Origin of the sequence: Streptomyces sp. AC558_RSS880 (assembly GCF_019049255.1) — a bacterium.
In the GTDB taxonomy this organism is placed as follows: domain Bacteria; phylum Actinomycetota; class Actinomycetes; order Streptomycetales; family Streptomycetaceae; genus Streptomyces.
In genome coordinates this window covers 118,380-136,879 of sequence record NZ_JAGMUJ010000007.1, presented here as the reverse complement: position 1 = coordinate 136,879, position 18,500 = coordinate 118,380, and the positions used below count along the sequence as shown (strand labels likewise).

Sequence of the window (18,500 nt, the reverse complement as noted above, 5' to 3'; positions counted from 1 at the left end):
CAACCAGCGATCACGAGCACATGCGTTCGCATCATCCTGGAGGTGCTGAACAGCGATATGGACGCTCCGCGTCACCACACTCTGATGCGATTCCTCTCCGGCGTGAACGCCGGGCATCCTCGCAAGAAACAGGTGACGCACATCCCAGGAGGCGATACGCCGGAGACGCCCGCAGGACGCTGCTCCACAATGGGGGGCATGCCGATACCCGGGACACCCAGCCGCGCCGAACTCGTCGAGCACCTGGTCGCCACACGCATCGCGGGCGATGTCGCCACGCCGCGCGAGAACAACCTCTCCCACTACCGCAAACTGGCGAACGGTGACCGCCACTTCTGGCTCGGTCTGGAGCTCGGCGACCGCTGGACCGACGAGCAGGACGTGCTCGCGGTGATGGCGGAGCGGGTCGGCGTCAACGACGACCCCGAGTACCGGTACGGGCAGGACACCATCGACCCGGAGCTGACCGTGGCCGGGCTCGAGCGCATGGCCGGGCGGCTGCGCAAGGCGGCGGACGGGCAGCAGCGGGTGCTGTTCGCGACCGGTCACCCGGGCGGGCTGCTGGACGTGCACCGTGCGACGGCCGCCGCGCTGCGGGCCGCCGGCTGCGAGATCGTGGTCATCCCGGACGGACTGACCACGGACGAGGGCTACGTGATGCAGTTCGCGGACGTGGCGATGCTGGAGCACGGCGCGACGCTGTGGCACACCCACTCCGGTGAGCCGATGAAGGCCATCCTGACCGCCCTGGAGCGCGAGGGCCGCCCGCTGCCGGACCTGGTCGTCGCCGATCACGGCTGGGCGGGTGCCGCGGGGCAGTACGGCGTGGACAGCGTCGGCTACGCCGACTGCAACGACCCGGCGCTGTTCCTCGCCGAGGCGGAGGGCACCGTCCAGGTCACGGTCCCCCTCGACGACCACGTGGTCAGCCCCCGCCACTACGACCCGATGACGGCGTATCTGCTGGCGGAGGCCGGTCTGGCGCAGTGAGAACGCCCGCGTCGGCCGGTGGCGGGGGAACACCCCCGGCCGACGCGGGCAGTCGGTGGACGCCGGGTCAGCCGGTGAACGGGACGGCGTCGGCGGGGTCGGCGTGCCAGTTGGTGGCGATGGGCTGGTCGACCGTGGCGGTGTCGGGGAGGCGGAGCGTGACGGAGTTCTCCTCGTCGCCGGCGACCGAGAGGTGGAGCCGGTCGAACTGCACGCCGTTGTCGTTGTTGGTGGTCTTGGGGTTGATGCCGGCGTAGGCGGCGGTGGAGCCGCCGAGGACGACGTCGTCGCTGACGCTCTGCTCGGCGGGCGAGACCTCGGTGTCGGGGGAGGAGCCGAAGGAGGCGGAGGGGGACACGCCCTCCAAGTGGCAGATGATGCCGGGCTTGGCCTTGGCGGTGATCAGGTAGTAACCGCCCGCCTGCGTCTCGGAGGTGACCTTGAAGCTCAGGTCGCTGGTCGCGCAGGGCTGGGTGGTGGAGCTGTCGGCGGTGGCCGTGGCGGTGGCGGCGCCACCGAGGGCGAGCGCGGCGACGGCGGCCAGGGCGAGGCGGGCGGAGCGGGTGGCGAGGCGTGAACGCATGACGGTCTCCGTGGTGTGACGAGGTGGATCGTCCAGCGGGTCGCTGGGGATGACCGCAGCTTGTGCCGTGATCCGTCCCACCCGCCACACCGGACGTCCATCATGGGACGCTGGGACGCTGGAACAGGCGCTGACCAGCACGGATGCCGACCGCGTGAAACGGTCCACCGGGACGAGGACAGCCGTCCGGCCCGTGCGCGGGACACGTGCGGGGCCCCTTCCGTGCCTCGGGTGGGCGCGGAGGACGTCCGGAGCCGGCTCAGGGGCGCGGGACGCGGACCACGCCCTCCTGGATGACCGAGACCGCGAGGCGGCCGTCCTGGGTGTAGATGCGGGCCTGGCCGAGGCCCCGGCCGCCGTGGGCCGAGGGGGACTGCTGGTCGTACAGCAGCCACTCGTCGGCGCGGAACGGGCGGTGGAACCACATCGCGTGGTCCAGGGAGGCGCCGACGACGTCGCCGACGGCCCAGCCGCCGCGGCCGTGGGCGAGGAGGACGGAGTCCAGCAGGGTCATGTCGGAGACGTACGTGGCGAGGACGACGTGCAGCAGGGGGTCGTCCGCGAGCTTGCCGTTGGTGCGGAACCACACCTGGGAGTGGGGTTCGCGGGGCTCGCCGAAGCGGCCGTAGGGCGGCTCGTCGACGTAGCGCAGGTCGACGGCGGCCCGGGCCTCCAGGAAGCGCTCCACGACCTCGGGCGCGAGGTGGGCGTAGCCGCGCAGGCGTTCCTGCGACGTGGGCAGCGTGGCCGGGTCGGGGGACGGCGGCATCGGGTCCTGGTGGTCCAGGCCCTCCTCGTACGTCTGGAAGGACGCCGAGAGGTGGAAGATCGGCTTTCCGTGCTGGACCGCGACCACCCGCCGGGTGGTGAAGGAGCGGCCGTCGCGGATCCGGTCGACGGTGTAGACGATCGGGGCGCCGGGGTCACCGGGGCGCAGGAAGTACGCGTGCAGGGAGTGGGCGGGCCGGTCCTCGGGGACGGTCCGTCCGGCGGCGACCAGCGCCTGCGCCGCGACCTGTCCGCCGAAGACGCGGGGGACGACGGCGCTGCGGGAGTGGCCGCGGAAGATGTTCTCCTCGATCTGCTCGAGGTCGAGCAGATCGAGGAGATCCTGTAGTGCCTGACTCATGAGGTCAGTTGTATACGGCAGGGATTTCCGGGACCTTACAGCCCCATGTCCTTGGCGATGATCGTCTTCATGATCTCGCTGGTGCCGCCGTAGATGCGGTTGACGCGGTTGTCCGCGTACAGGCGGGCGATCGGGTACTCGTTCATGTAGCCGTAGCCGCCGTGCAGCTGGAGGCAGCGGTCGATGACGCGGTGGGCGACCTCGGTGCAGAACAGCTTGGCGCTGGCGGCCTCGGCGGGGGTGAGCTCGCCGGCGTCCAGGGCCTCGGTGGCGCGGTCGGCGACGGCCTCGGCGGCGTCCACCTCGGCCTGGCAGGCGGCCAGCTCGAACTTCGTGTTCTGGAAGTGGGCGACCGGCTTGCCGAAGACGGTGCGCTCCTGCACGTACTGCTTGGCGAACCGGACGGCGGCCTTGGCCTGCGCGTAGGCGCCGAAGGCGATGCCCCAGCGCTCGGAGGCCAGGTTGTGGCCGAGGTAGTAGAAGCCCTTGTTCTCCTCGCCGAGCAGGTCCTCGACGGGGACCTTGACGTCGACGAACGCCAGCTCGGCGGTGTCGGAGGTCTTCAGGCCGAGCTTGTCGAGCTTGCGGCCGACGGAGTAGCCCTCGGACTTGGTGTCGACGGCGAACAGGGATATGCCGTGGCGGCGGTCCTCGGCCGTCGGGGCGGCGGTGCGGGCGCAGACGATCACCTTGTCGGCGTGGACGCCGCCGGTGATGAAGGTCTTGGCGCCGTTGAGGACGTAGTGCGTGCCGTCCTCGCTGAGCTTGGCGGTGGTCTTCATGCCCGCGAGGTCGGAGCCGGTGCCCGGCTCGGTCATCGCGATGGCCCACATCTCCTCGCCGGTGACGAACTTCGGCAGGTAGCGCTTCTTCTGCTCGTCGGTGGCCAGCATCTTGAGGTACGGCAGGGCGAGCAGCACGTGCACGCCGGAGCCGCCGAACTGGACGCCCGCGCGGGCGGTCTCCTCGTAGAGGACGGCCTCGAACTTGTGGGTGTCCATGCCCGCGCCGCCGAACTCCTCGGGCACGCTGATGCCGAAGATGCCCAGCTCACCGAGCTTGTAGTAGAAGTCGCGGGGCGCCTGGCCCGCCGCGAACCACTCGTCGTAGACGGGGACGACCTCGGCCTCGATGAAGGCGCGGATCGTCTCCCGGAACGCCTCGTGATCCTCGTTGAAAACCGTACGGCGCACTGTCCGCCACCTCCAGAACCTGGGCATGTCTAAGCGCTTGCTCAGATCAAAGGTACCGGCGAGTATCCACAGCCGTCCAGAGCGGAGGCCCCGTAACGCTCGTCACTCCGCCGGGGTCAGGGCGAGCCCGCCGCCGCGAACGCGCCCCGGGCCATCCGGTGCAGCAGCTCGGCGGTGCCGGCGCGACCCGGCAGGGAGCCGGGGCGGGCCAGGTGCGGGGTGGAGTTGAGCAGGCCGAACACCGAGTGGACGGCCGAGCGGGCGGCCGGTTCGGCCAGCCCCGGGTACAGCTCGCGCACCACCCCCACCCACAGCTCGACGTACTGCCGCTGCAACTGGCGGACCAGCTTGCGGTCGGTGTCCCGGAGGCGGTCCAGCTCACGGTCGTGCAGGGTGATGAGGGGGCGGTCGTCGAGCGCGAAGTCGATGTGTCCTTCGATCAGCGAGTCGAGGACCGCCTCGGGGGCCGCCGCCCCGTCGGCCTCCGCCAGGCGCCGCTTCGCGCCGGTCAGCAGCGAGCCGCTGATCCCCACCAGCAGCTCCGCGAGCATCGCGTCCTTGCCCGCGAAGTGCCGGTAGAGCCCGGGCCCGCTGATGCCGACCGCGGCACCTATCTCGTCGACCCCGACGCCGTGGAAGCCGCGTTCGGCGAAGAGCCGCGCGGCCTCCTTGAGGATCTGCTCGCGGCGGGTGGGGGCGTCGGTTCTGGTGGCCATGAAGACGATTCTAGACAGCGGGGTTAGCGCTCGTTAACCTGAAGGAAATGCGTTAACGCTCATTAACAAGGTGAGGGGACCCGCAGGATGCATGAGGCACCGGAGCTTCACAGCGCGGCCGATCCCGCGTCGGAGGCCTTTCGGGCCAACGAGGAGGCGCACCGCGCCCTCGTCGAGGAGCTGCGCGGCAAGCTGGCCGCGGCGGCGCTCGGCGGCGGCGAGCGGGCGCGGGCACGGCACACCGCGCGCGGGAAGCTGCTCCCGCGCGACCGCGTGGACACTCTCCTCGACCCCGGCTCGCCCTTCCTGGAGCTGGCCCCGCTGGCGGCCGACGGGATGTACGAGGGGCAGGCCCCGGCGGCCGGCGTGATCGCCGGGATCGGCCGGGTGAGCGGCCGGGAGTGCGTGGTCGTGGCCAACGACGCCACCGTCAAGGGCGGCACGTACTACCCGATGACGGTGAAGAAGCACCTGCGCGCGCAGGAGGTGGCCCTCGACAACCGGCTCCCCTGCGTCTACCTGGTGGACTCCGGCGGTGCCTTCCTGCCGATGCAGGACGAGGTGTTCCCGGACCGGGACCACTTCGGGCGGATCTTCTACAACCAGGCCCGGATGTCCGGCGCCGGCATCCCGCAGATCGCGGCGGTGCTCGGCTCGTGCACGGCGGGCGGTGCGTACGTCCCGGCGATGAGCGACGAGGCGGTGATCGTCCGGGGCCAGGGCACGATCTTCCTGGGCGGCCCGCCGCTGGTGAAGGCGGCCACGGGTGAGGTGGTCACGGCGGAGGAGCTGGGCGGCGGCGAGGTCCACTCGCGGGTGTCGGGCGTGACCGACCACCTCGCGGAGGACGACGCGCACGCGCTCAGGATCGTCCGCACCATCGTCTCCACGCTCCCCGCGCGGGGAGGGCTTCCCTGGCGGGTCGAGCCGGCCGTCGAGCCCAAGGTGGACCCGGCCGGGCTGTACGGCGCGGTGCCGGTCGACTCCCGCACGCCCTACGACGTACGCGAGATCATCGCGCGGGTCGTGGACGGCTCCCGTTTCGCGGAGTTCAAGTCGGAGTTCGGGCAGACCCTGGTCACCGGCTTCGCCCGGATCCACGGCCACCCGGTGGGCATCGTCGCCAACAACGGCATCCTGTTCTCCGAGTCGGCCCAGAAGGGCGCCCACTTCATCGAGCTGTGCGACCAGCGCGGCATCCCGCTGGTGTTCCTGCAGAACATCTCGGGCTTCATGGTGGGCCGGGACTACGAGGCGGGCGGCATCGCCAAGCACGGCGCCAAGATGGTCACGGCGGTCGCCTGCACGCGCGTGCCGAAGCTGACGGTGGTGGTCGGCGGGTCGTACGGGGCGGGCAACTACTCGATGTGCGGGCGGGCGTACTCCCCCCGCTTCCTGTGGATGTGGCCCAACGCCAAGATCTCGGTGATGGGCGGCGAGCAGGCCGCGTCCGTCCTCGCGACCGTCAAGCGGGACCAGCTGGAGGGGCGCGGCGAGGAGTGGCCGGCGGAGGACGAGGACGCCTTCAAGGCCCCGATCCGTGCGCAGTACGAGCGTCAGGGGAACGCTTACTACGCGACGGCCCGCCTCTGGGACGACGGCGTGATCGACCCGATGGAGACCCGGCAGGTCCTGGGCCTGGCCCTGACCGCGTGCGCCAACGCGCCACTGAGCGACCCTCAGTTCGGCGTCTTCCGGATGTGAGGGGACCCCTGACGATGACAGATCAGATGTTCGAGACGGTGCTGGTGGCCAACCGGGGCGAGATCGCGGTCCGCGTCATCCGCACGCTGCGGTCGATGGGCGTGCGCTCGGTGGCGGTGTACTCCGACGCGGACGCCGACGCCCGGCACGTCCGGGAGGCCGACACGGCGGTACGGATCGGTCCGGCGGCGGCTTCGGAGAGCTACCTGTCGGTGGAGCGGCTGCTGGAGGCCGCCGCCCGCACCGGTGCCCAGGCGGTCCACCCGGGGTACGGCTTCCTCGCCGAGAACGCCGGTTTCGCGCGGGCGTGCGCTCAGGCGGGGCTGGTGTTCATCGGGCCCCCGGCGGACGCGATCGCCCTGATGGGCGACAAGATCCGCGCGAAGGAGACGGTGCAGGCGGCCGGGGTGCCGGTGGTGCCCGGCTCCAGCGGCAGCGGCCTCACGGACGGACAGCTCGTCGAGGCCGCCCGGGAGATCGGCGTGCCGGTGCTGCTGAAGCCGTCGGCGGGCGGCGGCGGCAAGGGCATGCGCCTGGTGCGGGACGCCTCGCTGCTGGCCGACGAGATCGCCGCCGCGCGGCGCGAGGCCCGCGCCTCCTTCGGCGACGACACGCTCCTGGTCGAGCGGTGGATCGACCGTCCCCGGCACATCGAGATCCAGGTGCTGGCCGACGGCCACGGGGGCGTCGTCCACCTGGGCGAGCGCGAGTGCTCCCTCCAGCGCCGCCACCAGAAGATCATCGAGGAGGCGCCCAGCGTGCTCCTCGACGAGGAGACCCGGGCCGCGATGGGCGAGGCGGCGGTCCAGGCGGCCCGTTCCTGCGGCTACCGGGGCGCGGGCACGGTGGAGTTCATCGTCCCGGGCAACGACCCCTCCTCGTACTACTTCATGGAGATGAACACCCGCCTCCAGGTGGAGCACCCGGTCACCGAGCTGGTCGTATCCATTGGTGCGGCTGGCGCCGCGGGGGGTCTCGATCTGGTGGAGTGGCAGCTGCGGGTGGCGGCGGGCGAGCCGCTCGCCTTCGGGCAGGACGACGTCACGCTCACCGGTCACGCGGTCGAGGCCCGTATCTGCGCGGAGGACCCCGCGCGAGGCTTCCTCCCCTCCGGCGGCACGGTGCTGAAGCTCCGCGAACCGCAGGGCGACGGCGTGCGCACCGACTCCGGGCTGAGCGAGGGCACGGAGGTCGGCAGCCTCTACGACCCGATGCTGTCCAAGGTGATCGCGTACGGCCCCGACCGGGCGACCGCGCTGCGCAGGCTCCGGGCGGCGCTGGCGGAGACGGTGACGCTGGGCGTGCAGACCAACGCCGGGTTCCTGCGGCGGCTGCTGGCGCATCCGGCGGTGGTGTCGGGCGACATGGACACCGGGCTGGTCGAGCGTGAGGTGGACGGGCTCGTACCGGACGGGGTGCCGGCGGAGACGTACGCGGCGGCGGCGCTGCTGCGCCAGGCGTCCCTCCGGAAGCCCGCCGGCGGCTCCGGCTGGACCGACCCGTTCGCCGCCGCCGACGGCTGGCGCATGGGCGGTGAGCGGGCGTGGACGGCGCACCACCTGCGGGTGCCGGGCCACGACCCGGTGACGGTGCGCGTGCGCAGCACACCGGACGGCGGGACGGAACTGCTGCTGCCGGGGACCGACGCCCCGCTGCGGGGATCCGCGGGCCCGGGGGGCGAGCACCGGTTCACACTCGCGCTCGACGGCGTCGCCCACACCTTCGCCGCCCTGCCGGACGGCACCTGGCTGGGCCGGGACGGCGACGCCTGGCACGTGCGCGACCACGACCCGGTCGCCGCGTCCCTCACCCGGGCGGGTCAGGCGGGCGCCGACTCGCTGACCGCGCCGATGCCGGGCACGGTGACGGTGGTGAAGGTCGCCGTCGGCGACGAGGTGAGCGCGGGCCAGAGCCTGCTGGTGGTGGAGGCGATGAAGATGGAGCACGTCATCTCCGCCCCGCACGCCGGCACGGTCACCGAACTGGACGTGGCCCCGGGCACGACGGTCGCGATGGACCAGGTGCTGGCGGTCATCGCCCCCGTGGAGGAGGAGACGGCATGAACGCCCCGGAACTGGGCCTGCCCATGACCGTACCGGCGGACGGACTGCCCGCCCGGGTGCGGATCCACGAGGTGGGCGCGCGCGACGGCCTGCAGAACGAGAAGGCGATCGTCCCGACGGCCGTCAAGGCGGAGTTCGTCCGCCGCCTGGCCGGGACCGGCCTGACCACGATCGAGGCGACGAGCTTCGTCCACCCCAAGTGGGTGCCGCAGTTGGCGGACGCCGAGGACCTGTACCGGGCGGTGTCCGACCTGCCGGTGTCGCTGCCGGTCCTGGTGCCGAACGAGCGCGGCCTGGACCGCGCACTGGCGCTGGGCGCCCGGCGGGTGGCGGTCTTCGCCAGCGCCACGGAGTCGTTCGCCAAGGCCAATCTCAACCGCACGGTGGACGAGTCCCTGGCGATGTTCGAGCCGGTGGTGCGGCGGGCGAAGGCGCAGGACGTGCACGTCCGCGGTTATCTCTCGATGTGCTTCGGCGACCCGTGGGAGGGCGCGGTCCCCATCGCCCAGGTGGTGAAGGTGTGCCGCGCCCTGCTAGACATGGGCTGCGACGAGCTGAGCCTGGGCGACACCATCGGCGTGGCGACCCCCGGCCATGTGACGGCCCTGCTCACCGCGCTCACCGAGGCGGGCGTCCCGGTGTCCGCGCTGGCCGTGCACTTCCACGACACCTACGGCCAGGCCCTGGCCAACACGCTGGCCGCGCTCCAGCGGGGCGTCGGCACGGTCGACGCCTCCGCCGGCGGACTGGGCGGCTGCCCGTACGCGAAGTCCGCCACCGGCAATCTCGCCACCGAGGACCTCGTGTGGATGCTGCGGGGCCTCGGCATCGACACCGGGGTCGATCTCGACCGTCTGGTCGCCACAAGCGTCTGGATGGCCGCGCACCTGGGCCGACCCAGCCCGTCCCGCACCGTACGAGCCCTCTCCCACCAGGAGCAGTGAACGACCATGGACCACAAGCTCTCCCCCGAACTGGAAGAACTCCGCCGCACGGTGGAGGAGTTCGCGCACGATGTGGTGGCGCCGAAGATCGGTGACTTCTACGAGCGGCACGAGTTCCCGTACGAGATCGTGCGGGAGATGGGCCGGATGGGCCTGTTCGGGCTGCCGTTCCCGGAGGAGTACGGCGGCATGGGCGGCGACTACTTCGCCCTCGGCGTGGCCCTGGAGGAGCTGGCGCGGGTCGACTCGTCGGTGGCCATCACCCTGGAGGCGGGCGTCTCCCTGGGCGCGATGCCGATCCACCTCTTCGGCACCGAGGAGCAGAAGCGCGCGTGGCTGCCCCGCCTCTGTTCGGGCGAGATCCTCGGCGCGTTCGGCCTGACGGAGCCGGACGGCGGCAGCGACGCGGGCGCGACCCGTACGACGGCCCGGCTGGACGAGTCGACCGGCGAATGGGTCGTCAACGGCACCAAGTGCTTCATCACCAACTCGGGCACGGACATCACGGGTCTGGTCACGGTCACGGCGGTGACGGGCCGCAAGCCCGACGGGAGGCCGCTGATCTCGGCGATCATCGTCCCGTCGGGCACGCCGGGCTTCACGGTGGCGGCCCCGTACTCGAAGGTCGGCTGGAACGCCTCGGACACGCGGGAGCTGTCCTTCCAGGACGTGCGCGTGCCGGCCGCGAACCTCCTCGGCGAAGAGGGCCGCGGTTACGCGCAGTTCCTGCGCATCCTGGACGAGGGCCGCATCGCCATCGCGGCGCTGGGCACGGGTCTGGCGCAGGGCTGTGTGGACGAGTCGGTGAAGTACGCCAAGGAGCGGCACGCGTTCGGCAAGCCGATCGGCGCCAACCAGGCGATCCAGTTCAAGATCGCCGACATGGAGATGAAGGCCCACACGGCCCGCCTCGCCTGGCGCGACGCGGCCAGCCGTCTGGTGGCGGGCGAGCCGTTCAAGAAGGAGGCGGCGCTGGCGAAGCTGTACTCGTCCACGGTCGCCGTGGACAACGCCCGCGACGCCACCCAGATCCACGGCGGCTACGGCTTCATGAACGAGTATCCGGTGGCCCGCATGTGGCGCGACTCCAAGATCCTGGAGATCGGCGAGGGCACGAGCGAGGTCCAGCGGATGCTGATCGCACGGGAGTTGGGCCTGGCGGGCTGAACCTTGGGGTCCGGCCCGCGTCCAGCGTGTACGCGGGCCGGTCGCCCCGTCAGCGAAGGGCCGAAGACCGGGTTGATCACCCAAAGAACACAGGCGGACACGATGCGAAGTCGTCAGTACTCTGGGGTCATGGACTACGCGAAGATGCGCGCGATCGCCGAGCAGCTCGGGGCCCACGCCGAACAACTCGAAGGTGCCTGGAGCGTAGAGATCGGTCCTTCAGGTCCGATACTGGCCATGATGTGCCCCTCGAAGCGCCACGAGGGCACCATCCGGCGCATCTGCAAGCAGTTGGACGAGCAACTCCTCACCACCCACCCCGGCTACATCTGCGCGAGCGGCCCGGAGATCGAACACCCCGCGATCGGCCGCATGCGGCGCCCCGACGCCATCGTCATTCCCGAGGCCGTGCTCGACGAGGAGGGCCTCGCCGTCGACGCCACGCAGGTCCTGGCGGTGGTCGAAATCGTCTCCCCGTCCAACCCGAACAACGACTACGGCGAGAAGCTCGCCGAGTACCCGGCGATGGGCATCCCGCACTACATGATCGTCGATCCTCGCACCGGCACGATCGAGGTGCACTCGGTCCCCTGCGGGAACCACTACGGCCACAAGGACCCGTACATCTTCGGGGACATGGTCCCGTTCGGTCCCTGGACGGTGGACACCTCCGCGTTCCGCCGCTACGGCCGGGACCGGGACGCCGACTCCCCTGTGTGAGGGGATGCATACGGAGCACCCCCTGGACAGATCATGAGGTTAGGCTAACCTAAGCCTGTTTCCAGCCAAGGCCGGCTCCGTACGCACGAAAGCAGACCCTCCCATGTCGAACGCCAGTACCGCCCGCTTCTCCCGTCGGGGACTGCTCGCCGCCGGTGGCGCCCTCGGACTCGGCGCCGTGCTCACCGCCTGCGGGGACGACGACGCGAAGAGCGGCGGAACGGACGCGACGGGGTCCGGCGCCGCCAAGTCCGGCCCGTGGTCCTTCAAGGACGACCGCGGCACCACCGTGAAGCTCGACAAGGTGCCGACGAACATCGTCGCGTTCACCGGTGTCGCCGCCGCGCTGTACGACTACGGCGTCGAGGTGAAGGGCGTCTTCGGGCCGACCAGGACGACGGACGGCAAGGCCGACGTCCAGGCCGGCGACATGGACGTCAGCAAGCTGACGATCTTCGGCAACAAGTTCGACAGCTTCAACGTCGAGCAGTACGCGGCCTTCCAGCCCGAGGTGCTCATCAGCACGACGTTCGACGACGCCGGGACCCTCTGGTACGTGCCCGAGGCCTCCAAGGACAAGATCGCCAAGCTCGCCCCGAGCGTGGCCGTCTCCGTCTACGACCGTCAGATGCCGGAGCCGCTGCAGCGCATGGCCGAGCTGGCCGAGTCGCTGGGCGCCGACATGAAGGCGACGAAGGTCGTCGAGGCGAAGAAGAAGTTCGAGGCCGCCGCCGAGCGGCTGCGCAAGGCCGCGAAGGCCCGCCCGGAGATCAGGGTGCTGGCCGGTTCCGCCGCGCAGGACGTCTTCTACGTCTCCGGCTCGAACTTCTCCGTCGACCTGGAGTACTTCAAGGCCCTCGGCGTGAACCTGGTGGAGCCCTCGGAGGAGGCCAAGAAGGCGACCGGCGGCTGGTTCGAGACGCTGAGCTGGGAGAACGTCGACAAGTACCCGGCCGACGTCATCATCATGGACGACCGCGCCTCGACCATCCAGCCCGCCGACATCACCGAGGCGACCTGGAAGGAGCTCCCCGCGGTCAAGGCCGGCCAGGTCATCGCCCGCTCCCCCGAGCCGATCCTGTCCTACGACAAGTGCACGCCGCTGCTCGACAACCTCGCCGAGGCCATCGAGAAGGCCAAGAAGGTCGGCTGACCGCACCCACCGCACCCCCTCCCTCCCCGGAGCCGCACGTGAGCACCGCCGTAGCCGCCCCGTTCCGTTTCTTCGCCCTCCGGGTCGCGGGGACGAGGCGGCTCGGACCGTCCCTGGTCCGGGTCACCTTCGAGGGCCCCGACCTGCGGGAGTTCCGCTCCGACGGGCGCGACCAGTCCCTGTCGCTGTTCCTGCCGCACCCGGGGCAGAGCGCGCCGGTCGTGCCGGTCGAGCTCGGTGACGACTGGTGGCGGGGCTGGCGCGAACTGCCCGACGACGTACGGGCCGTGATGCGCTCGTACACGCTCCGGGGGCTGCGCGCGGACGCCGAGGGGCGCACCACCGGCATCGACGTCGACTTCGTGCTGCACGGCGTCACCGAGGGGGCCGGTCCGTCCGCCGAGGCGGGCCCGGCCTCCCGCTGGGCCGCCCGCGCCGCCGCCGGTGACCGGGTGCTGCTGCTCGGCCCCGCGGTCGCCGACAACCGTGCGATCCGCTTCCGCCCGCCGGAGGACACCGACCTGGTGCTGCTCTGGGCCGACGAGACCGCCCTGCCGGCCACCGCCGCCGTTCTGGAGACCCTCCCGGCCGGCACCCGTGCCCGGGTGTGGCTGGAGGTGCCGCACTCCGGGGACGTCCAGGACCTGGCGACCGACGCCGACGCCGAGATCACGTGGCTCGTCGGGCACGCGCACGACCAGGGCTCCCCCATGGCCCTGGACGACATCCGCACCACCGAACTCCCGCCCGCCGAACGGCCGTACGTCTGGATCGCCGGAGAGGCGGACCATGTGAAGCGGCTGCGGCGGCACTTCGTGGGTGAGCGGGGCATCGACCGCCGGCGGGTGACGTTCGTGGGCTACTGGCGCCGCGGACTGACGGAGGAACAGCTGCGCGAACAGGGGTGACCCCGAACGCGGTCCACCCCGGTCACCCCTGATACGGGAGTGATCACGGTCACGGCAGTGGCCGCCTTCATGGCATGTTACTTAGGTTAGGCTAACCTAAGTAACATGCCGCCGGCTTTCCCCGCCCCGGATCGTCCCCACCGGAGGACCCCCACATGCGCTCGCACCTGCTCAACGACACCACCGCGGAGCACTACCGCCGCTCCGTGACCCAAGGAGTCGAGCGGGTGGCGGCCAAACTCGCCACCACCGAACGGCCGTTCACCGGCATCACCGTCGACGCGCTCTCCCCGCGCATCGACGGCATCGACCTCGACCGGCCGCTGCACGACACCACCGCCGCGCTGGACGAACTGGAGGACGTCTACCTCCGGGACGCCGTCTACTTCCACCACCCCCGCTACCTCGCCCACCTCAACTGCCCGGTCGTCATCCCGGCCGTGCTCGGCGAGGCCGTGCTCTCCGCCGTCAACTCCTCCCTGGACACCTGGGACCAGTCGGCCGGCGGCACCCTCATCGAGCGGAAACTCATCGACTGGACGACCGGCCGCATCGGCCTCGGCCCGGCCGCCGACGGCGTGTTCACCTCCGGCGGCACCCAGTCCAACCTCCAGGCACTGCTGCTGGCCCGCGAGGAGGCCAAGACCGACGACCTGGCCGCACTGCGCGTCTTCGCCTCCGAGGTCAGCCACTTCAGCGTGAAGAAGTCCGCGAAACTGCTCGGCCTCGGACCCGACGCCGTGGTGGCGATCCCCGTCGACCACGACAAGCGCATGCAGACCGTCGCCCTCGCCCGCGAGCTGGAGCGCTGCGCCGAGGCGGGCCTGGTCCCCATGGCCGTCGTCGCCACCGCCGGCACCACCGACTTCGGCTCCATCGACCCGCTGCCCGAGATCGCCGAGCTGTGCGGGCGGTACGGCGCCTGGATGCACGTCGACGCCGCCTACGGCTGCGGTCTGCTCGCCTCGCTGAAGTACCGGGACCGCGTCGCCGGCATCGAGCACGCCGACTCCGTCACCGTCGACTACCACAAGTCCTTCTTCCAGCCGGTCAGTTCGTCGGCCGTGCTGGTGCGCGACGCGGCCACGCTGCGGCACGCCACCTACCACGCCGAGTACCTCAACCCGCGCCGCATGGTGCAGGAACGTATCCCCAACCAGGTGGACAAGTCCCTGCAGACCACCCGCCGCTTCGACGCGCTCAAGCTGTGGATGACGCTGCGCGTGATGGGCGCCGACGGCATCGGGCAGCTCTTCGACGAGGTGTGCGACCTGGCCGCCGAGGGCTGGAAACTGCTGGCCGCCGACCCCCGCTTCGACGTCGTGGTCGAGCCGAGCCTGTCCACCCTGGTCTTCCGCTTCGTCCCGGCCGCCGTCACCGACCCCGCCGAGATCGACCGCGCCAACCTCTACGCCCGCAAGGCCCTGTTCGCCTCCGGTGACGCGGTGGTCGCGGGCACCAAGGTGGCGGGACGCCACTACCTGAAGTTCACCCTGCTCAACCCCGAGACCACGGTGTCCGACATCGCCGCCGTCCTCGATCTGATCGCCGGCCACGCCGAGCAGTACCTGGGAGAGTCCCTTGACCGCGCTTCCTGAAGCCCCCGAGACCACCTACGACTTCGTGGGGATCGGCCTGGGCCCCTTCAACCTCGGCCTCGCCTGCCTCACCGAGCCCATCGACGAGCTGAACGGCGTCTTCCTGGAGTCCAAGCCCGACTTCGCCTGGCACGCCGGGATGTTCCTCGACGGCGCCCACCTGCAGACCCCGTTCATGTCGGACCTGGTCACCCTGGCCGACCCGACCTCCCCGTACTCCTTCCTCAACTACCTGAAGGAGAAGGGGCGGCTGTACTCGTTCTACATACGCGAGAACTTCTACCCGCTGCGGGTCGAGTACGACGACTACTGCCGCTGGGCCGCCGGCAAGCTGAGCAGCATCCGCTTCGGCACGACGGTCACCGAGGTGACGTACGACGAGGGCGACGGGCTGTACGCGGTGGCGACGGCGGCCGGTGAGACGTACCGCGCCCGGCGCCTGGTGCTCGGCACCGGGACCGTGCCGTTCGTGCCCGAGCCGTGCCGCGGGCTGGACGGCGGCCTCTTCCACAACGCGCAGTACATGCACCGCAAGGCGGAGCTGCTGGACAAGGAGTCGATCACGATCGTCGGCAGCGGGCAGAGCGCCGCCGAGATCTACTACGAGCTGCTCTCCGAGATCGACGTCCACGGCTACCGGCTCAACTGGGTCACCCGCTCCCCGCGGTTCTTCCCGCTGGAGTACACCAAGCTGACCCTGGAGATGACGTCCCCGGACTACATCGACTACTTCCGCGCGCTGCCCGAGGAGACCCGCTACCGGCTGGAGAAGCAGCAGAAGGGCCTGTTCAAGGGCATCAACTCGGAGCTGATCGACGCGATCTTCGACCTGCTGTACCAGAAGAACGTCGTCAGCGGCGACCGGCCGGTCCCCACCCGGCTGCTCACCAACTCCTCGCTCACCACCGCCCGGTACGAGGACGGCGGCTACACGCTCGGCTTCCACCAGGACGAGCAGGACAAGGACTTCGAGATCCGCACCGAGGGCCTGGTCCTGGCCACCGGCTACCACTACGAGCCGCCGGCCTTCCTCGACCCGGTCCGCGACCGCATCCGCTTCGACGGCCACGGCCGTTTCGACGTCGCCCGCAACTACGCCATCGACGTCACCGGCCGCGGCGTCTTCCTGCAGAACGCCGGCGTCCACACGCACAGCATCACCAGTCCCGACCTGGGCATGGGCCCGTACCGGAACGCGACCATCATCCGCGAGCTGCTCGGCACCGAGTACTACCCGGTCGAGAAGACGATCGCGTTCCAGGAGTTCGCCGTATGAGCAGGACGAGCAGTACGAGCATCGGTACGTTCACCGTCCGCCCCCTCGACCCGCTGAGGGACGCCGAGCTGCTGCACGGCTGGGTGACCCACCCCAAGGCCGCGTTCTGGATGATGCAGGACGCGAAGCTCCAGGACGTCGAGCGCGAGTACATGCGCATCGCCGCCCACGAGCACCACCACGCCTACCTGGGCCTGCACGACGGCGAACCGGCCTTCCTGATGGAGAAGTACGACCCCCGGTACGTCGAACTGACCGGCCTGTACGACCCCGAGCCCGGCGACGTCGGCATGCACTTCCTGGTCGCCCCCACCGACCGGCCGGTGCACGGCTTCACCCGGGCCGTCATCACCGCCGTGATGGAGGAGCTGTTCGCCGACCCGGACACCCGGCGGGTGGTGGTCGAGCCGGACGTGACCAACAAGGCCGTGCACGCCCTGAACGAGGCCGTGGGCTTCGTTCCCGAGCGTGAGATCGACAAGCCGGAGAAGCGCGCGCTGCTGAGCTTCTGCACGCGCGAACAGTTCGAGGCCGCCGCCCGAGGAGTTTCCGTATGACCCTGTCCGACGCCGTGGCGCACCTGTCCCCCCACCGCTGGGCGCGGGCCAACCGCCTGCTGATCCGCAAGGCGCTCGCCGAGTTCGCCCACGAGCGGCTCGTCACGCCGGAGGCCACCGGCGACGGCGGGTACGTCGTCCGCAGCGACGACGGCCTGACCCGGTACGCCTTCACTGCCACGCTCCGCGCCCTGGACCACTGGGTGATCGACGCCGACTCGATCACCCGCCGGCGCGGCGACGTGGAACTCGAGCTCGCGGCCCTGGACTTCTTCATCGAGCTGCAGAAGTCGCTGGGCCTGAGCGAGGAGATCCTGCCGGTGTACCTGGAGGAGATCTCCTCCACCCTCTCCGGCACCTGCTACAAGCTCACCAAGCCGCAGGTCCCGGTCGCCGAGCTGGTCGACGCCGGCTTCCAGGCCATCGAGACCGGGATGACCGAGGGCCACCCCTGCTTCGTCGCCAACAACGGGCGGCTCGGCTTCGGCGTCCACGAGTACCTGGCGTACGCGCCGGAGACCGCCAACCCGGTGAAACTGGTGTGGCTGGCCGCGCACCGCTCGCGGGCCGCGTTCACGGCCGGGGTGGGCATCGCGTACGAGTCGTTCATCCGGCAGGAGCTGGGCGAGGAGACCGTCGAGGGCTTCCACGGCGTCCTGCGCGAGCAGGGCCTCGACCCCGACGACTACCTCCTGATCCCCGTCCACCCCTGGCAGTGGTGGAACAAGCTGTCCGTCACCTTCGCCGCCGAGGTGGCGCGCGGACACCTGGTCTGCCTGGGCGAGGGCGACGACGAGTACCTGGCCCAGCAGTCCATCCGCACCTTCTTCAACACCTCGCACCCCGAGAAGCACTACGTGAAGACGGCCCTGTCCGTCCTCAACATGGGCTTCATGCGCGGACTGTCCGCCGCCTACATGGAGGCAACCCCGGCGATCAACGACTGGCTGGCCCGGCTGATCGACAGCGACCCGGTGCTGCGGGCCACGGGACTGTCCATCATCCGCGAGCGGGCCGCCGTGGGCTACCGGCACCTGGAGTACGAGCAGGCCACGGACCGCTACTCGCCGTACCGGAAGATGCTGGCCGCGCTGTGGCGGGAGAGCCCGGTGCCGTCCCTGGAGGGCGGGGAGTCGCTCGCCACCATGGCGTCGCTGGTCCACGTCGACCACGAGGGGAAGTCCTTCGCGGGCGCGCTGATCGAGCGCTCGGGGCTCGCCCCGGCCGAGTGGCTGCGGCACTACCTGCGGGCGTACTACGTCCCGCTGCTGCACAGCTTCTACGCCTACGACCTGGTGTACATGCCGCACGGCGAGAACGTGATCCTCGTCCTGGAGGACGGGGTGGTGCGGCGGGCGGTCTACAAGGACATCGCCGAGGAGATCGCGGTGATGGACCCGGACGCGGTGCTGCCGCCGGAGGTCTCCCGCATCCGGGTGGAGGTCCCGGACGACACGAAGCTCCTGTCGATCTTCACGGACGTCTTCGACTGCTTCTTCCGCTTCCTCGCGGCGAACCTCGCCGAGGAGGGCGTCCTGGACGAGGACGGCTTCTGGGGCACGGTCGCGGAGATCACCCGCGAGTACCAGGCGTCGGTGCCCGAGCTCGCCGACAAGTTCACCCGGTACGACATGTTCGCCCCCGAGTTCGCCCTGTCCTGCCTCAACCGCCTCCAGCTCCGCGACAACAGGCAGATGGTGGACCTGACGGACCCGTCGGGCGCGCTCCAGCTGGTGGGCACCCTGAAGAACCCGATCGCGGGGCGGTAGCGGTCCCCCCATACCGATGGGCGTCCCGGA

At 70.7% G+C, this 18,500-nt stretch carries 16 protein-coding genes; 12 read left to right on the top strand and 4 right to left on the bottom strand.

Going from position 1 to position 18,500, the window contains the following annotated elements; translation table 11 throughout:
- The first annotated feature begins 198 nt into the window (after positions 1–198).
- Entirely contained in the window at positions 199–990 is a 792-nt protein-coding gene (locus KUM38_RS02910) for a phosphatase (protein WP_217127665.1), read from the top strand.
- A 67-nt stretch (positions 991–1,057) separates the two neighbouring features.
- On the opposite strand, the gene KUM38_RS02905 is transcribed toward KUM38_RS02910, so the two are convergent.
- The 4 genes from KUM38_RS02905 to KUM38_RS02890 form a co-directional block, all read right to left on the bottom strand.
- Positions 1,058–1,573: a DUF4232 domain-containing protein gene (locus KUM38_RS02905; RefSeq protein WP_217127664.1), complete on the bottom strand. Its 516-nt coding sequence runs from the start codon at positions 1,571–1,573 to the stop codon at positions 1,058–1,060.
- A 259-nt stretch (positions 1,574–1,832) separates the two neighbouring features.
- On the bottom strand, positions 1,833–2,702 hold the full coding sequence (gene tesB / locus KUM38_RS02900) for an acyl-CoA thioesterase II (protein WP_217127663.1): 870 nt from the start codon (positions 2,700–2,702) through the stop codon (positions 1,833–1,835).
- A gap of 35 nt (positions 2,703–2,737) precedes the next feature.
- A complete protein-coding gene (locus KUM38_RS02895) occupies positions 2,738–3,895 on the bottom strand; it encodes an acyl-CoA dehydrogenase family protein (protein ID WP_217127662.1) in 1,158 nt (385 codons plus the stop codon).
- Positions 3,896–4,011: 116 nt separating this feature from the next.
- Positions 4,012–4,611: a TetR/AcrR family transcriptional regulator gene (locus tag KUM38_RS02890; RefSeq protein WP_217127661.1), complete on the bottom strand. Its 600-nt coding sequence runs from the start codon at positions 4,609–4,611 to the stop codon at positions 4,012–4,014.
- An 87-nt stretch (positions 4,612–4,698) separates the two neighbouring features.
- Between KUM38_RS02890 and KUM38_RS02885 the strand changes: the two genes are divergently transcribed.
- The 11 genes from KUM38_RS02885 to KUM38_RS02835 all read left to right on the top strand — a co-directional run bounded on the left by KUM38_RS02885 (position 4,699) and on the right by KUM38_RS02835 (position 18,470).
- The gene (locus tag KUM38_RS02885; protein WP_217127660.1) at positions 4,699–6,315 is read left to right on the top strand and encodes a carboxyl transferase domain-containing protein; all 1,617 of its coding nucleotides are present in this window, start codon (positions 4,699–4,701) and stop codon (positions 6,313–6,315) included.
- Positions 6,316–6,341: 26 nt separating this feature from the next.
- Positions 6,342–8,378 (top strand): biotin carboxylase N-terminal domain-containing protein, encoded by a 2,037-nt coding sequence (locus KUM38_RS02880; RefSeq protein ID WP_217127881.1) that lies wholly within the window; start codon positions 6,342–6,344, stop codon positions 8,376–8,378.
- On the top strand, positions 8,375–9,322 hold the full coding sequence (locus KUM38_RS02875; RefSeq protein ID WP_217127659.1) for a hydroxymethylglutaryl-CoA lyase: 948 nt from the start codon (positions 8,375–8,377) through the stop codon (positions 9,320–9,322). The genes KUM38_RS02880 and KUM38_RS02875 overlap by 4 nt, the downstream gene beginning before the upstream one ends.
- A gap of 6 nt (positions 9,323–9,328) precedes the next feature.
- A complete protein-coding gene (locus tag KUM38_RS02870) occupies positions 9,329–10,489 on the top strand; it encodes an acyl-CoA dehydrogenase family protein (RefSeq protein ID WP_217127658.1) in 1,161 nt (386 codons plus the stop codon).
- Positions 10,490–10,618: 129 nt separating this feature from the next.
- Positions 10,619–11,209 (top strand): Uma2 family endonuclease, encoded by a 591-nt coding sequence (locus KUM38_RS02865; protein WP_217127657.1) that lies wholly within the window; start codon positions 10,619–10,621, stop codon positions 11,207–11,209.
- A gap of 103 nt (positions 11,210–11,312) precedes the next feature.
- Positions 11,313–12,362, top strand: coding sequence for an ABC transporter substrate-binding protein (locus tag KUM38_RS02860; RefSeq protein ID WP_217127656.1), 1,050 nt, complete (start codon positions 11,313–11,315; stop codon positions 12,360–12,362).
- A 38-nt stretch (positions 12,363–12,400) separates the two neighbouring features.
- Entirely contained in the window at positions 12,401–13,270 is an 870-nt protein-coding gene (locus tag KUM38_RS02855; RefSeq protein ID WP_217127655.1) for a siderophore-interacting protein, read from the top strand.
- A 155-nt stretch (positions 13,271–13,425) separates the two neighbouring features.
- Positions 13,426–14,868: a lysine decarboxylase DesA gene (gene desA / locus KUM38_RS02850; RefSeq protein ID WP_217127654.1), complete on the top strand. Its 1,443-nt coding sequence runs from the start codon at positions 13,426–13,428 to the stop codon at positions 14,866–14,868.
- Entirely contained in the window at positions 14,852–16,144 is a 1,293-nt protein-coding gene (locus tag KUM38_RS02845; protein WP_217127653.1) for a lysine N(6)-hydroxylase/L-ornithine N(5)-oxygenase family protein, read from the top strand. Before desA ends, KUM38_RS02845 begins: the two co-directional genes overlap by 17 nt.
- Positions 16,141–16,701 (top strand): GNAT family N-acetyltransferase, encoded by a 561-nt coding sequence (locus KUM38_RS02840; RefSeq protein WP_217127652.1) that lies wholly within the window; start codon positions 16,141–16,143, stop codon positions 16,699–16,701. Before KUM38_RS02845 ends, KUM38_RS02840 begins: the two co-directional genes overlap by 4 nt.
- Positions 16,698–18,470: an IucA/IucC family siderophore biosynthesis protein gene (locus KUM38_RS02835; protein WP_217127651.1), complete on the top strand. Its 1,773-nt coding sequence runs from the start codon at positions 16,698–16,700 to the stop codon at positions 18,468–18,470. Before KUM38_RS02840 ends, KUM38_RS02835 begins: the two co-directional genes overlap by 4 nt.
- The last annotated feature ends 30 nt before the right edge of the window (positions 18,471–18,500 follow it).